This window comes from Arthrobacter sp. 24S4-2, from assembly GCF_005280255.1.
Taxonomy (GTDB): Bacteria; Actinomycetota; Actinomycetes; order Actinomycetales; family Micrococcaceae; genus Arthrobacter.
Genome location: NZ_CP040018.1, coordinates 2,671,146 through 2,686,675, shown reverse-complemented (window position 1 = coordinate 2,686,675; position 15,530 = coordinate 2,671,146). Strand labels below are relative to the sequence as shown.

Annotated in this window: 14 protein-coding genes; 6 read left to right on the top strand and 8 right to left on the bottom strand. The window is 64.0% G+C overall.

Features of this window, described 5'->3' with window-relative positions:
- Positions 1–135: 135 nt before the first annotated feature.
- The 4 genes from speB (at position 136) to FCN77_RS12265 (ending at position 5,538) form a co-directional block, all read left to right on the top strand.
- Positions 136–1,140, top strand: coding sequence for an agmatinase (gene speB, locus FCN77_RS12280; RefSeq protein WP_137322482.1), 1,005 nt, complete (start codon positions 136–138; stop codon positions 1,138–1,140).
- Positions 1,137–2,594 carry a cytosine permease gene (locus tag FCN77_RS12275; RefSeq protein WP_137322481.1) on the top strand — a complete coding sequence of 486 codons (1,458 nt, stop codon included), beginning with the start codon at positions 1,137–1,139 and terminating at the stop codon, positions 2,592–2,594. The genes speB and FCN77_RS12275 overlap by 4 nt, the downstream gene beginning before the upstream one ends.
- A gap of 102 nt (positions 2,595–2,696) precedes the next feature.
- A complete protein-coding gene (locus FCN77_RS12270) occupies positions 2,697–4,214 on the top strand; it encodes an aminobutyraldehyde dehydrogenase (RefSeq protein ID WP_254678975.1) in 1,518 nt (505 codons plus the stop codon).
- 28 nt (positions 4,215–4,242) lie between these two features.
- Complete coding sequence (locus tag FCN77_RS12265) at positions 4,243–5,538, top strand: D-arabinono-1,4-lactone oxidase (RefSeq protein ID WP_137322480.1); 1,296 nt, start codon at positions 4,243–4,245, stop codon at positions 5,536–5,538.
- A gap of 122 nt (positions 5,539–5,660) precedes the next feature.
- Here the strand turns inward: FCN77_RS12265 and FCN77_RS26340 are convergent, their stop codons facing one another.
- From FCN77_RS26340 to FCN77_RS12255, 3 genes are all read right to left on the bottom strand, one after another.
- On the bottom strand, positions 5,661–6,497 hold the full coding sequence (locus FCN77_RS26340; protein ID WP_217496293.1) for a cytosine permease: 837 nt from the start codon (positions 6,495–6,497) through the stop codon (positions 5,661–5,663).
- On the bottom strand, positions 6,458–7,048 hold the full coding sequence (locus tag FCN77_RS26335) for a cytosine permease (protein WP_254678974.1): 591 nt from the start codon (positions 7,046–7,048) through the stop codon (positions 6,458–6,460). The genes FCN77_RS26340 and FCN77_RS26335 overlap by 40 nt, the downstream gene beginning before the upstream one ends.
- Positions 7,049–7,378: 330 nt before the next feature.
- Entirely contained in the window at positions 7,379–7,948 is a 570-nt protein-coding gene (locus tag FCN77_RS12255; protein WP_137322479.1) for a VOC family protein, read from the bottom strand.
- A gap of 217 nt (positions 7,949–8,165) precedes the next feature.
- Here FCN77_RS12255 and FCN77_RS12250 point away from each other — a divergent pair, with 217 nt between their 5' ends.
- Complete coding sequence (locus FCN77_RS12250) at positions 8,166–9,467, top strand: ISL3 family transposase (protein WP_137322105.1); 1,302 nt, start codon at positions 8,166–8,168, stop codon at positions 9,465–9,467.
- Positions 9,468–9,644: 177 nt separating this feature from the next.
- Complete coding sequence (locus FCN77_RS12245; protein WP_175417243.1) at positions 9,645–11,150, top strand: GntP family permease; 1,506 nt, start codon at positions 9,645–9,647, stop codon at positions 11,148–11,150.
- Between the two features lie 17 nt (positions 11,151–11,167).
- Here the strand turns inward: FCN77_RS12245 and FCN77_RS12240 are convergent, their stop codons facing one another.
- The 5 genes from FCN77_RS12240 to FCN77_RS12220 form a co-directional block, all read right to left on the bottom strand.
- A complete protein-coding gene (locus FCN77_RS12240) occupies positions 11,168–12,133 on the bottom strand; it encodes a sugar-binding transcriptional regulator (RefSeq protein ID WP_137322477.1) in 966 nt (321 codons plus the stop codon).
- Positions 12,134–12,199: 66 nt separating this feature from the next.
- Complete coding sequence (locus FCN77_RS12235; RefSeq protein ID WP_254678973.1) at positions 12,200–12,733, bottom strand: gluconokinase; 534 nt, start codon at positions 12,731–12,733, stop codon at positions 12,200–12,202.
- Complete coding sequence (locus FCN77_RS12230) at positions 12,730–13,833, bottom strand: L-idonate 5-dehydrogenase (protein WP_137322476.1); 1,104 nt, start codon at positions 13,831–13,833, stop codon at positions 12,730–12,732. The genes FCN77_RS12235 and FCN77_RS12230 overlap by 4 nt, the downstream gene beginning before the upstream one ends.
- Positions 13,833–14,603, bottom strand: a complete 771-nt coding sequence (locus FCN77_RS12225) for an SDR family oxidoreductase (protein WP_137322475.1) — start codon at positions 14,601–14,603, stop codon at positions 13,833–13,835. Before FCN77_RS12225 ends, FCN77_RS12230 begins: the two co-directional genes overlap by 1 nt.
- Positions 14,600–15,502 (bottom strand): NAD(P)-dependent oxidoreductase, encoded by a 903-nt coding sequence (locus tag FCN77_RS12220; protein WP_137324756.1) that lies wholly within the window; start codon positions 15,500–15,502, stop codon positions 14,600–14,602. Before FCN77_RS12220 ends, FCN77_RS12225 begins: the two co-directional genes overlap by 4 nt.
- Positions 15,503–15,530 lie beyond the last annotated feature (28 nt).

Genomic DNA, 15,530 nt, shown 5'->3' with positions numbered 1-15,530 from the left:
TCTACCGCTATACGCCGTGATGCGCGTCACCAAGAATTGGATTACTTACTTCCCGCTCAACGGCGAGCGGCCCAACACCTCCCCGAAACGCCGCCGGCGTCACCGCCCGGCAGCACTGAACCGAAGGATCCCGGCATGACAGCTCACAAGCCCATCGGCCCCGTCGACGCAACAAAAGTCCCCCGGTATGCAGGCCTCGGCACATTCGCCAGGCTTCCCCAAATCGACCGCGTTCCGGACTACGACATTGCGATCGTCGGCGTACCCTTCGACGGCGGAACGTCCTTCCGCCCCGGCGCCCGGTTCGGTCCTGCCGCAGTCCGCGAAGCCTCCCGGCTACTGCGTCCCGGATACCACCCCGAACTGGACGTCGCGCCGGTCTACGAAGCCCAGGTTGTGGACGCCGGCGACATCGCCTGCACGCCCTACGACATCACACGGGCAGTCCGCGAAATTGAAGAGCAGGCACTGCCCCTGATCAGTGAGGACAAGAAGCTCATCTCGATCGGCGGAGACCACACCATCGCCCTCCCGATGCTGCGGGCCTTGAACACGGTCCACGGACCCGTGGCTTTGCTGCACTTCGATGCCCACCTGGACACGTGGGACACCTACTTCGACCAGCCGGTCACCCACGGAACCATCTTCCGCCGGGCATTCGAGGAAGGCCTCCTGGTGGAAGACAAGTCCATGCACGTCGGCATCCGCGGGCCGGTCTATGACCGCAACGACTTCCTGCGCGACCACGAATTCGGTTTCCAGATCATCCGCTGTTCGGACCTGGACGTCATCGGCGTCCCGGCAGCGATCGCGCAGGTCAAGGAACGGCTCGGCGATACCCCGGTCTACGTCTCCATCGACATCGACGTCCTGGATCCGGCCTACGCGCCGGGCACCGGCACCCCCGAGATGGGCGGGCTCCACTCCCGCGAACTCCTGGCCCTTCTCCGCGGACTGAACGGCATCAACATTGTGGGCGCCGACGTCGTCGAAGTCGCTCCGGCCTACGACCACGCAGACATCACCACGGTCGCCGCCGCCACCCTCGTCTTCGACCTGCTCGCCCTGATGGTGAACCGCAGTAAGGCCGAAACGCACACCGTCCGTGAACTGCAGGCAGCATCCTGGAACGCATCATGAGCACTCGAACCACTTCCGATGCCGCGGCAGAAGTACCCCGGCTCGAGGACAAGACCATCCAGCCCATCCCCGCGAACGAACGCCATGGGAAAGCCCGGGACCTCTTCACCATCTGGTTCGGTTCCAACATCATGATCATGACCATCGTGACCGGCGGCCTCGCCACCACGGTGTTCGGCCTGCACTTTGTGCCCGCGATCGTGGGAATCATCATCGGGAACGTCGTCGGTGGCATCTTCATGGCCCTGCACTCTGCCCAGGGCCCGCAACTGGGCGTGGCGCAGATGATCCAGACCCGCGGCCAGTTCGGTTCGTACGGGGCGCTGCTGATCGTTGTCATCGTGGTGATCATGTACGTCGGGTTTTTCGCGGCCAACCTCGTCTTTGGCGGGGAAGCAATGGCCGCAGTCAGCCCGGGCATCAGTGTTGACGCCGGCATCATTATCATCGGCGTCGTCAGCGTCATTGCCACGATTTTCGGCTACCGGCTCATTCATGCCTATGCACGCTTCCTGAGCGTCGTGGCCGGCGTAGCACTGCTGCTGGCCTTCGCCTGGATCCTGTTCGTCCAGGGACTGCCGGCCAGCTTCCTGGACCAGGGAAACTTCAACTGGGTTGGCTTCATGGGCACCATCTCTGTATCCGCCCTGTGGCAGCTCGCCTACGCTCCCTACGTCTCGGATTACTCCCGCTATATGCCGCAGGGCACTGGCTCGGCCCCGGCGTTCTGGGCGTCCTACTCAGGCTGCGTCCTGGGCACCTTGTTCCCCATGGTCTTAGGTGCCTTGGTGGGAACGCTCGCCGCGACGCTGAGCAACGACGCCGGCACCGTCGAAATCGTCGGCAGCCTGGGAGCGTTTCTCCAACCATGGACCATGATCGTCATCGGAATCTTCTGCCTCGGGGTTGCGGCGTCGAACGCCATGAATCTTTACTGCGGCGTCCTGTGCAGCCTCACCATTGGCCAGACGTTCAAGCCGAACTGGTTGCCCCACGCCAAGACCCGAAGCGTTGCGGCACTCATCCTCTTCACGCTCGCCGTCCTGATCGCGCTGTTCGCCCGCGACAATTTCATCCTCTTCTACACGAACTTCCTCTCCTTCCTGATGTACGTGCTGGTACCCTGGACGGCCATCAACCTGGTGGACTACTACCTTCTCCGGCACGGCGACTACAGGGTGGAAGACTTCTTCAAGCGCGACGGCGGCGTGTACGGACGGTTCAACTGGGTGGCGATCGGCTCCTATGTTGCCGGCGCCCTGATTCAGGTTCCGTTCTCCGCAACAGCGATCTACACGGGCCCACTGGCCGCAGCGATGGGCGGCGTGGACATCTCGTGGATCGTCGGGCTGGCGGTTGTTGCTCCGCTCTACTACTTTGCTGCACGCGTGTTCCGGAAGAACTCGGATGCCGCCCCCTTTCAGGCCCCCGCATTCGCCACTGAACTGATTTGACGCACCGCGGGCCAAAGCCCGCGCTGCACCACGGGCTAACGGCCCGCACCCCACGTACACCCCCGACGCCGCGACCGGCGCAGAAAGCAAAGGCGAAACATCATGACACTCACTAACACCGAACAGTTCACTGTCCGCCGCTCCCCCGTAGATCACACCTCCGAGGATCACAGCCCGGCAGGCATACTGCCGCCCAGCGGACACTTCATTGGAGGATCGTTCGTTCCAGGGTCCTCCACCCAACTCATCGACGTCGTAGACCCCACCACTGAGCGGGTCATCGCGTCCGTGCAGGCCGGCACAGCCGCCGATGTTGATGTTGCTGTTGCAGCCGCCGTGGCGGCCCAGAAGTCCTGGGGCGCCACCACCCCGAAGGAACGCTCCGAGGTGCTGAACCTGATCGCCAACATCATCGAAGCCAACCGGGAAGCCTTCGAACTCATCGAGTCAGCCAACACCGGTAAACCGCGAACCGTCGCGGAGGACGACGTCTCAAGCACCATCGATACGTTCCGTTTCATGGCCGGAGCTTCCCGCACCTTGACGTCCATGGCAGGGGGTGACTACGCAACCGGGCACACGTCGGTCATTCTCAGGGAACCCGTGGGTGTCGTCGGCGTCATCACCCCGTGGAATTACCCGCTGCTGATGGCCGCCTGGAAGATCGCACCCATCCTGGCTGCAGGAAACAGCATCGTCCTGAAACCTTCCGAGCAGACGCCACTGTCCACGCTGAAGCTCGCAGAACTCGTGGCCGGACGCATTCCCGACGGGATTCTCAACGTTGTGACGGGACAAGGCCGAACCGTCGGACAGCGGCTCGCGGAACATCCTGATGTTGCCCTCGTTGCCCTGACCGGGAGCGTCGTGAGCGGACAGGCCGTTGCGGAGACCGCGGCCAAATCGGTCAAACGCGTCCATCTGGAACTTGGCGGCAAGGCTCCCGTTGTTGTCTTTCCTGACGCTGACCTCCGCGCGGCCGCCGCCGGGGTGCGCAATGCCGGCTTCTGGAATGCCGGCCAGGACTGTGGCGCTGCCTGCCGCGTGCTGGTGCACGAGTCAGTGGCTGAGGAGTTCACCGAGCACCTCGTGCGCGAAGTCAGCACGCTGGTGGTGGGAGCCCCGCAGGCGGGCGACGACGTCGAAATCGGTCCCATGATCTCGCGCCCGCACTTCGAACGCGTGAAGGAATCCCTGTCCGAGGCGAAGGCTGCCGGCCTGAACGTGGCCATCGGTGGTTCGGCTTTGGAAGGCCCCGGCTACTTCATCGAGCCCACAGTCATCAGCCGTGTGCCGGCAGGGGCACCGATAGCTACCCACGAAATCTTTGGTCCCGTAGTCACGGTCGAGACCTTCACTTCCACTGAAGAAGCCGTTACCCGGGCAAACGAGAGCCCCTACGGCCTTTCTGCCTCAGTGTGGACTCGGGATTCGAGCCTCGCCCTGAACGTTCCAAAGCGGCTCGATTTCGGCACCGTCTGGGTCAATTCGCACCTGGTGCTGGCCTGCGAGGTACCGTGGGGCGGTTTCAAGGGATCCGGTTACGGTCGCGACCTCTCGCTCTACGCCTTGGACGACTACTCCCGTACCAAGCACGTCATGATCAACCACAGCGCGTGAGCGTTCAGACCGGCATCGGAGCTCAGCTATGACCACAACGAACCTTCCCAGCAACGCAGCGCTGGCACGCGCCGCAACCCCGTCCGCTCCCTTCGGGACGGACGTAACGTGGACCAACTGGGGCGGAAACCAGAGCGCCACGCCCGCTTTCACCGTGCGGCCGCGGACTGAACAGGAAGCGCTCGACGCCGTCCGTTTCGCCATCCGCGAAGGCCTCCCTGTGCGGGCGGTCGGCTCAGGACATTCGTCCTCCCCGCTGGTTCAGACTGGCGGCGTCCTGATGGACATGTCGGCGCTCTCAGCCATCACCGGAACTGACAAGGACCGGCGTCGCGTCAGGGCCCTGGCGGGCACCACCATCAGCACCTTCGGCGATCCGCTGTGGGAGCAGGGACTGGCCCTCGCCAACCAGGGCGACATCGACAAGCAGCAGATCGCCGGAGCACTCTCAACCAGCACTCACGGCTCCGGCAAGGATCTGGGCAGCTTTTCGTCAAGCCTTCGTTGGGTCAAGCTGATCAGCGGGTACGGCGAAATCGTCGAAATCGGCGAAGGGCAGCTCCGCGAACTCAGGGCGGCGCAGGTCGCTTTGGGGACGCTCGGAGTTTTCCTGGAGGTCGAGCTGGCGGTGGAGGACCGCTATTACCTGCAGGAGGAGATTACGTATCCCACCTGGTCAGAGACCGCGGCAACGTGGCAAGCCGACATCGATACGAACAGGCATTACTCGTTCCTCTGGTGCCCGGAAGACGGTTCATGCGAACTCCTGGACCTTCCCGGAGCGCCCGGCCAGAGCATGGCGGACCGCAGTTACACCAAGCGGTACAACATCGCCCAGGTCCAGGACGAGCGTGAGATCTCGCGCACGGAGGGCGCCCGGCTGGACCGGTCCTACCGCATCTACCCGGGCGGATTTACCACACCGTTCCATGAACTCGAGTACTTCGTTCCCAGCGAGCACGGCCTGGCCGCTGTCGAGGCTGTCCAGGAGCTCATCCGCACCAAGCATTCCGCCCAGAAGTACCCCGTTGAGGTCCGTTGGGTTAAAGCCGATGAAGGCTACATGTCCCAGTTCCAGGGACGGGACACAACCGTCATCACCCTGACAACCGAGCCTGGAACTGACTACTGGCCCTTCTTCCGGGACGCTGACGCGCTGCTGCAGGAATTCGAGCCGCGAGCCCACTGGGGCAAGATCCACTTCATGACAAGGAACCGCCTGGAACGTCTCTACCCGGAACTTGACACCTTCATCCAAATACGCCGGGAGTTCGACCCGCGCGGAATATTCCTTAACGACCACACCCGTGCCCTTGTAGGCTAAATCAGCACTGCGGTGTATGCCCCGAGCCGTGCTCTGGGGCATACACCGGATTCCAATTAGGAAGAACTATGCGCGAATCAGGCCACCGACACCGAAGAAGGATGCGAGCCCAGTCCCCTGGCTCAGCGTGTCTGGGGAACCTGCGTCCACGGTGCGCCGCCCGGATCTGTTTCTTCGGTGGCAGCTGCAGTGATCGATTCGGCCAGACTCGTGTCGTTGCGCGAGATGAAATAATGCACCGCGGCCGCCACGATTGCTCCGATGAACCAGGAGAACGCCGAGAAGGCGCCAAATACCGGAAGCAGGCCGAAGACCACGGCCGGGACGGCCGAGACGAGAAACGAGATGACCGCTTTCTGGTTCCAGCCACCTGTGTACGTGTAGTACCCCTGTTCCCTGAACAGGTCTCGAACCAGCACGCGCTGCCGGCGGAGCACATAATAGTCAACCATAATGATCCCGAACAGCGGCCCGAGCAGCGCTCCGAGCCCTCCGAGGAATAGGTTGATCACCACCGGGCTGTTGAACAGGTTCCAGGGCGTAATGATCAGTGCGATCATTGCGGCGATCAGGCCGCCGCGCTTGAAATCGATCCGAGAGGGCCAGACATTCGAAAGGTCGTAGGCCGGCGAGACGAAGTTTGCCACGACATTGATCCCCAGCGTTGCTACTGCGAAGGTGACGGCGCCCAGCAGAAGCGCCCAGATGCTGTCGATCCGCCCAACGATCTCAACCGGATCGTAGATGTACTCCCCATATACCTTGAACGTTCCGGCGGTGACGACGACGGAGACCACGGAGAAGGCGATGAAGTTCACCGGCAGCCCCCACAGGTTCGCCGTGCGCACTGCTTTACGGGATGGCGCGAACCGGGAGAAGTCGCAGAAGTTGAGCATCAGGGTGGAGAAGTACGTCACCGTCAGCGCCACGGCGGCGAAGAAAGCATGTGTGACCCCCATTCCGCTTTTCCCCCCGGCAGGTCGAGGGAAATATTCCATCCCGCATTGATCAGGATGTACACGACCAACAGGCCCATCACCGCCCAGACGGCCGGCCCGGCCCAGTCCTGAAACTTCCGGATTGTCTCCATGCCGTTTCGAAGCAGAAGGAGCTGGAGCGACCACATCAACAGGAAGGCCAGCCAGCCCAAGGTGGACTCGCCCAGGAAGTTGTTCCCGGTCAGGCCTTGCAGTTCAGGCCAGATCCTCAGGGCGATGACAATGACGGCGCGAGAGGCAAGCCATGTCTGGATGCCGTACCAGGCAATCGCGACGAAGGCACGAATCAGGGCGGGCAGGTTGGCGCCGAAGGTGCCAAACGAAATCCGGGCGAGGACGGGGTAGGGAACTCCTGTCTTCTGGCCTGCGTATCCGGAGAAGTTCATCAGGACAAAAACAACGGCAATCCCTGCTACCAGCGCAAGGAACACCTGCCAAGCACCGAGGCCCAACGCGAAGAGGCCAGCGGCAAACGTATAACCGCCGAGCGAGTGAATGTCGGACATCCACATCGCAAACAGCGAATAGAAACCCCATGTGCGATGCTCGGCGGGTGCCAGGTCTTCGTTGTACAGACGCGGGCTGGCCCCCGGCGGAATTGCGTGAGACACCTACTCCTCGCTTCCCAAATGTTCACACGCTGGGCCTAAGTTGCCCCTAACAACTGGGTTCCGACGGCGCAGCCATTGGTGCCAAATATACTCAGCTTGGCCATGGGGAAATAGACTAAGCCCGTCGGGCTCGGGTGCGGGCTCAGCACGGACGTCGTGCAGGCGTGGACGCCGTCGTGCAGGAAGTACTGCGAAGGTCACCACAGTGAAAGTTGCGCCATCAGGCAGTACTCATCCGGCGCAGTGCAGCCCATACTTGACCCGCGGATCGAGGACGTGGTGCCCGGGAGCGACGGGAACAGCGATCCCCAGATCGAAAATTTCCATGCGCCGCGCGTGGCCGGACTCCGGAGTGTGCTGGTACAAAAGCTCGATGACGTGGCCGTCGGGATCGGCAATGTAGATCTGCTCCACGTAATCGTCGCGGACGCGTGGTCCGCCCACCCGCTCGAGTCCGCGTTCGCGCATCGCTGCGAGGAACGGTTCGAACGAATCCACCAGCACTGCGAAGTGGTGGCACAGGCCCGTGCGCAACTCTTCAGCGCCCCAGCCGGGATCACGCCGGGAAAGCCTGCCGGGTTCGGTTTCGCGGACTACGTGCACTTCCACGTTGCCATTCTGGAAATAGGCACCATGGAAAACAAAATCCGTGGGCCGGTGGATTTCCTCGAACCCGAGGACGTTGACGTAGAAGTCCCGTGTGGCGGCAATGTCGGACACAACCAGGCATACATGGTGCATGCGCATGGTGCGTGCCGGAAGTTCGTTAGTGCGTGACTTCGCGACTTGGTCTTGACGCATAATGCAACCCTTTCTTCAGCCACTCGGCGGTGAGTGGCGTGGCAATCGAACCTCCAGTATTGGTTTCCCAGCAGCGGACCCGAACAGAAACAGCCCAATTTTCGGCTCTCCTGACGTAACTGTGGGTGTTTTCGGAGCGCCTTAACGGCCGCACGCCGTTTCCTGTCTAGGTTTCTGACTGTCTAAGGAACAGAAACTATTAGAGCGGGAAAACGGCGTGCGAAATGCAAGACTATGGCGAACTCTGCTCGGTGTCGAGAAAACAGTCGTCGAAGCCATCGATTTTGATGACGAAGCCGGGGTCCTGGTCGCCTCGGTCCGCCCGACTGGATCGGTCCGGAACCGCTGCGGCATCTGCCGGCGCAGGTGTCCGAAATACGACCAGGGGCACGGCCGCCGGCGCTGGCGTTCCCTGGATGCCGGCACGGTCCAGGTCCAGGTGGAGGCCGACGCCCCGAGGATCCGGTGCCGTGAACACGGCGTCACCGTGGCCGCCGTCCCGTGGGCCAGGCATCAGGCCGGACACACCCATCATTTCGATGCGCAGGTCGCCTGGCTTGCCACCCAGACATCCAAGACCGCGATCACCGCGCTGATGCGCATTGCCTGGCGGACCGTCGGGGCGATCATCACCCGGGTCTGGGAGGACACGGCGGCCACTTACGACCCCTTCGCCAACCTGGTCCGGATCGGTATCGATGAGATCTCCTACAAGCGCGGGCACAAGTACCTGACCGTCGTGGTGGACCATGACAGCGGCAGGCTGGTCTGGGCCGCCGTTGGCCGGGACAAGGCCACCCTGGGCACGTTCTTCGATGCCCTCGGAGAAGAACGGTGCGCCGGGATCACGCATGTTTCCGCGGATGGCGCCGACTGGATCGCCGCTGTCGTGGCCGCCCGGTGTCCCGCCGCCATCAGGTGTGCCGACCCGTTCCACGTCGTCAAATGGGCCACCGAAGCCCTCGACGAGGTCCGCCGGGGCGCGTGGAACGACGCCCGCCGGGCGGCCCGGACCGGAGAGGCCAAACGAGGCCGGGGACGCCCGTCCAAAGACGCCCCGGCCAGGCCCCACAGCACTCTTGCCGCCGGGGTGAAGAACTCGCGCTATGCGCTGTGGAAGAACCCGGAGAACCTCACCGAAAAGCAGCAGGCCAAGCTCGCCTGGATCGTGCAGACCGACCCCGGACTCGGCCGGGCGTACTACCTCAAGGAAGGGCTGCGCACGGTCTTCAAACTGCCCTACGACGAAGCCGGAGAAGCGCTCGACAAATGGGTTGCCTGGGCGCGCCGGTGCCGCATTCCATCGTTCGTGAAACTGCAAAAGAGCATCGTCAAACACCGGGAATCCATCCTCGCAGCGATCGAGCACGGGCTCTCCAACGGACGCATCGAATCCATGAACACCAAGATCAGACTCATCACCCGCATCGCCTTCGGCTTCAAATCACCCGAGGCCCTCATCGCCCTGGCCATGCTCAGCCTCGGCGGTCACAAACCGGTGCTCCCGGGCCGAAATTAGCCCACGGATAAGTCAGGAGAGCCCAATTTTCCAGGTTTTGGAACGGATGTTCAGGTTCACGCGGATTGATTGACCGGCGCATCCGTGACGGGTTGGATCGGGGTCGGCCCGAAACCTTATTCAATGACGGGCGGCACAGCCGCCGGCCGTCACTGCCTGTTGTCGCGAAGGAGCGATATGTACCCGATCTGGTATTCCATGACGATGGTGGTCCTCAGCATCGTTGTCCTGTTTTTCATGATTGTGAAGCTCAAGATCCACCCCTTTATCACCATGACGGTTGTCGCCGTCGGCCTAGCCCTGGCCATGGGCGTGCCGCTCATCGATCCGAAGACCGGCATCTTCGCCGTTATGGAACCTGCCATGGGGAAGCAGCTGGGCCACATGGTGCCGCTGATCGCCCTGGGGTGTGTGATTGGCGAAATCATCCGCCGCTCAGGCGGCAGCGAAGTGCTGGGCGAAAAGATGCTCCAGCGCATCGGAAACAAACGCGGCCCTCTGGCGATGACCATGTGCGGACTCCTGGTGGGCAGCACCATCTTCTTCGACACCGGCGTGATTCTCCTGGCGCCCGTCACCATCGCCGTCGCCCGGCAGTCCAGGAAATCCATTATCTTCTTCGCCATCCCCATGGCGATCGCCGTCCTGGGCATGCATTCCATCGTTCCGCCACACCCGGGAGCGGTAGCCATTGCCACGGCGCTGAATGTGAACTTCGGGCTCCTGATAATGTACGGGCTGCTCGCGATGCTGCCCGGAGCCGGTATCGCCTTCCTCTATTCGCAATGGGCGGCGAGGAAACTGACCGGCAACGGCACCCTTGATCTTGACGCAGCGTACGACGGCGGCAGCCCCACCGCCGGTGGGACTTCAGACGGCACGACGCCGGCTGCCGCGGGGGATCCCGCTTTCGAGGAGCCGGGAGGCAGCGGTGGTACGTCAAGCACCGTCGTCGCTGCGCCTGCCCGGTCCACCACCTTGACCTCGCTGGAAGGGCACGAGCGCCCCGCCGTCGGGACACTGTTGTTCGTCCTGCTGCTCCCCATTGTGCTGATCCTCATCCAGACCCTCGCCGGCTCCCTGCAAATCGGCGGACCTGCCCAGACGGTACTCGACATCCTGGCATTCCTTGGTACTCCCTGGCTGGCGCTCACCATCACCGTTTTTTGTGCCTACGGACTGCTGCTGACGCCCAGAGTCCGGCGCGGGGAGAGCATCTCGTTCTTCGGCATGCAGGGCATGAAACCGGTGGGCGAAATCCTGGTCTCGACCGGCGGCGGCGTTGCGTTCGGTTCCATCATCGGCGCGTCCGGCGTGGGCAAGCAGCTTCTGGACACCCTCGCGGACATTCACCTTCCGCTGGTGCTGTTCGGCTTTGTACTCGCCGCGATTCTGCGGGCAACGCTGGGAACGACGACGGCGGCAGTCACCTTTGTTGCGGTGCTGCTAGCGCAGTCCTTCGACACGACGAGCCTGAATCCCAGTCAGCTGGCGCTGCTGGCCGTGGGGGTATCGGCGGGTGGCATGTGCTTGTCCAACTTCAACGACGCCGGGTTCTGGGTCTTGTCCCGGTACTTCGGCATCGGTGAACAGGTGATGCTCAAAACCTGGACCGTGGGCGTAACCATCATGGGGTGCGTGACGGCGACCATTGCCTCTTTGCTGTGGCTCGCCGTGTCCTGAGGGCGTAAGCAGGGCCCTCAGCGTTGCAGAAACGACAGCAAGCCGGAGGCGGTGGCCTCATCCGTGACAAGCTCCGAGATGAGGCCACCGCTGATGGCAGCGGCAATGGGAACCACTTTGTGCTGGCCGGCTGCTACGGCGATTCTGCGAGGGATCTGTCGGAGTTCGTCGGCGCCGATTCCAAGCAGGAGGGGCACCGAGTCGTTGTGGATCCGCGATCCGTCCGCCCGGATGAAGTGTCCGCACAAATGACCCACAGCACCGTCCTCGGCCAGGCGTGCCAGGTCCTGGCGGGGCACCGGACTATAGAGGCCCGTCCCATCGAAGCGCTGCATGGACCCGATGCCAACCACCGCCATGTCGCTCAGCGGCCCCAGGTCCAGGGCTCGCCGCACATGGGCAGACGCCAGGGCCGCGCTTCGGGCGGATTCGGACCTGTAGACGAACGCCGCCGGAAGGGCACGGAACGTTGCGCCAAGCCGTCCTGCCACCGCCCTCGCCGTGTGGGCGCGGTTGTCTTCACCCGATCTGTCGCTGGGAAGACAACCTAGGAGATCAACTACGGTGAGATCCGGACGACGGGCTGAGGCCAGGGCAGCCACCACACCCGACAATGACCGGCTCGAAGCTACGCCCAGCTGGCGCACGTGGGGCAGCTGTGATTCCAGGTACCGCGCGGCGACATATCCGATTCTGCTTTCCGCTCCGTAGAGCGACCGGTGCTTTCCGGTCGCCACCACACACTTCCGCAGGAGCGACCCCCGGAGCAGGGACAATTCCAGCCCGTGTGCGCGGTCCACCGGTCGTCCGATCCTGAACTGGACCACACCGCGGTCCCGGGCTTCGGCAAGGAGACGCGAGACGCTTGGCCGGGAAAGGTGTTCCGCCTCAGCGATGTCGTGCTGGAGCATGCCATGGCGGAAATATCGCGTTGCAACCCGGACCAGGAGCTCGTCGTGCAGTTCCTCCTCCTGGCGTCCCATCGATCCCTCCGCCGTGATGTTGTCTTTGGTCAGGTTTGCTTGGTTGGCCCCTCGCCGAAGTTCGCCCTACTGCTGCGCAGTGGCGACAACCGGTACGTGCAGTGTCCGTAGGATGAGGTCCGCAGCCGCTTCCACGGGGATGTCCAGGGAGATCCTGATGTGCGCCTCGTCGGCATCCGGGGGTTCCAAATCGGCGATTTGAGACGCCAGGAGGCTCGCTGGCATGTATTCATGCTGACGCTCCGACAGCCGTGATTGGATCGTTTCCTGGGATCCCTCCAGGTAGATAACGAGCAGGTCCGGGACGTAGGTTCTAATCAGATCGCGGTACACCCGCTTCAGTGCGGAGCATGCCACCACAGTTGGATGCCCCAGGCTGAGGCGGCCGGCAATCGTTTTGGCGACATCGCCCAGCCAGGGCATCCTGTCCGTGTCGGTCAGCGGGATGCCAGCGGCCATACGCGCTTTGTTGGATGCCGGATGGAGGTCATCGGCGTCGACGAAGGGGATCCCAAGGCTGTGTCCCAGGGCTTGCCCCAGGACACTCTTGCCGCTGCCCGAAACGCCCATCACCAGCATGGGGCGGGTTGCCGCTGTCATGAGGCCGGCTCGTCGGCGGAGTGGTGCAGCACAAGTCCTGAACCGGTCGGCCTGAAGTCCAGCAGGACCTTTCCGGATTCCGCTGAATTCCTGGCCATTTCAAAGGCCTCGAGACCGCGTTCCAGCGGGAAGTCGTGCGTGACCACGGGGTCCACGAACAGTGTGCCGTCCGCGAGAGCCGCGATGACCTCGTCGATTTCACTGTTGAAGCGGAAGGAACCAAGGAGTTCCAGCTCGCGGGTGATGGCCAGGGAGATCAGGACGGGCTGGGGTCCGGAGGGCAGCAGGCCCACCATCACCACTTTGCCGCCGCGGACGATTCCTTTGATCGCGGAAGCAAGGCCGTGGTGGCTGCCGGAGGATTCGATGACCACGTCCGCCTCCACCGCGGCTATGGCCTCGGCGTCGTCGGCTTTGAGGACCTCGTGGGCGCCGACGGCCCGGGCGATCTCCAGCGGTTTCGGGTGCATGTCCACGGCAACAATCCGTTGGGCACCCGCGCGCTTGAGGACCGCCACCGCCAGGGCGCCGATGGGACCGCTGCCGATCACCAGCGCCGTCTTGCCCTTGACGTCTCCGGCGCGGGCCACGGCATGCCAGGCAACGGCGGCCGGTTCCGCCAGGGCGGCGGTCCGCAGTCTGAGGCTTTCGGGCAGCGGCCGGAGCATCCGGGCAGGCAGGACGGCGTAGCGGCTGAAGGCGCCGTCGGTGTGCGGGAAGCGGGCGGCGCTCCCCAGATAAGTGCAGCCCGGCGACAGGTTGGGCCGGTCTTCGGGATACCGGGCGGCGCCGGGACCCGGCGTGGCGGGGTGGACGGCGACGGGGGTGCCGGCTGCGGGGCCGGTACCGTCGGCGGCGGCCTGCGCCACGACGCCGACGATCTCATGGCCCAGGACCATGGGCGCCTTCAGGATCGATTCCCCGGCCGCGCCGTGCAGCCAGTAGTGCAGGTCCGAACCGCAGATCCCGCCGTACACGACCTCAACGACGGCCTGGTCCGCCGCGGGTGCCGCCAGCGGGACGTCTTCGATGCGCAGGTCGCCGGCGGCGTGCGCGACGACGGCCGGGCCGGACGCGGGAAGGGCTGAAACTGCCGACATCAGACCACCACCGTCATTCCGCCGTCGATGAAAATGGTCTGGCCGTTGACGAAATTGGAACCATCGGATGCGAGCCACACCGCCGGGCCGGCCAGGTCCTGCACTGTCCCCCACCGGTGCGCCGGGGTCCGGCCGAGGATCCAGGAGTTGAACTGCTCATCGTCCACCAGGTTCTGGGTCATTTCGGTGTGGATGTAGCCCGGTGCAATGCCGTTGATCTGCAGGCCCGAGGCTGCCCATTCCGCGGTCATGGCCCGGGTCAGGTTCCGGAGCCCGCCCTTGGCCGCAACGTACGGGGCGATGGTGGGGCGAGCGAGGTCGGTCTGCACCGAGCAGATGTTGATGATCTTGCCGTGTCCGCGCGGAATCATGTGCCGGGCCGCTTCCCGGCCTACGAGGAACGCGCTGGTGAGATCGGTTTTGATCACCCGTTCCCAGTCGCTGACTTCCAGCTCCAGCATGGGCACGCGGTGCTGGATGCCCGCGTTGTTCACCAGGATTTCCAGCGGTCCCACGTTTTCCTCCACCCAGGCGACGCCGCGGGCGGCCCCGGTGTCTTTCGTGACGTCGAAGGCGCAGCTGTGCACCCGCCCCGGCGGGTAGTCGGCCGCCATGGCTGCCTCGGCGGCCTTGAGCCGCTCGGGGTTGATGCCGTTGAGCACCACCGTGGCACCGGCATCAGCCAGCGCCCGCGCCAGCGCGTTGCCGATCCCCCGGCTGGAACCCGTGACCAGGGCGATGCGCCCGGTCAGGTCAAAAAGCGAATTCATCGGGCTGTCCCCTGCACGGTGGCGGTCATACGGGCGGCGGTGACCTTGGGATCGCTGAGGTTTGCGATGGTCTGCCGTACAACGGCCAGGTCCAGGTCCCCCAGGCCTTGGTCCTTGAGTTTGCCGTAGAGCTCGGCCCCGGCGGATGCCATGGGCACGGCGGCGCCCACCGCCGCGGCGCTTTCCAGCACGAAGGAAAGGTCCTTGTGCATGAACTTCGCCGGGCCGGTAGGCGCGTAGTCCTTGGCCGCCATCCGTGGTCCGACGAAATCCAGCACACGGCTGCCGGCCAATCCGCCCGAAAGCACCTCGAAGAGAGACTCAACGTCCATGCCGGAGCGTTCGGCGAGCTCAGCTGCCTCGGCAAGCGCCGCCGTCGTGATTCCCACGATGAGCTGGTTACAGGCTTTGGCCAGGGACCCTGCCCCGAGTTCGCCAAGGCGCCGGACCGTGGTGCCCATCGCCTCGAGGACCGGCAGGAGCCGCTCGAAGTGCTCCTTCGGTCCGCCGGCCATGATGGCAAGCGTTCCCCGCTGTGCCCCTTCAGTTCCTCCGCTCACCGGCACATCCAGCACGACGGCGTTTCCGCCGCTGGCTTCGGCAACGGCACGGCCGAAGGCCTGGACGGCCACCGGGGAAACGCTGCTCATGACGGCCACCAGGGTCCCCGGCCGGGGCGGCGTCATACGCCACTCGGCCAGGAGCCCGGCGGCGGCGTCCTCGATGTAGGAGAGGTCCGGGAGCATAAAGATGATCACCGGCTCGTTCCGAAGGTCCGCGACTTTTCGGGCGCGGGCTCCACCCAAGCCTACAAAGTCCTCGGCGGCGGCGCTCGAACGGTTCCATGCCGTCACCGACCACCCGGCTTTGAGAAGGTTACCGGCCATGGGGGCACCCATCAGCCCCAGCCCGACGAAGCCGGCACTG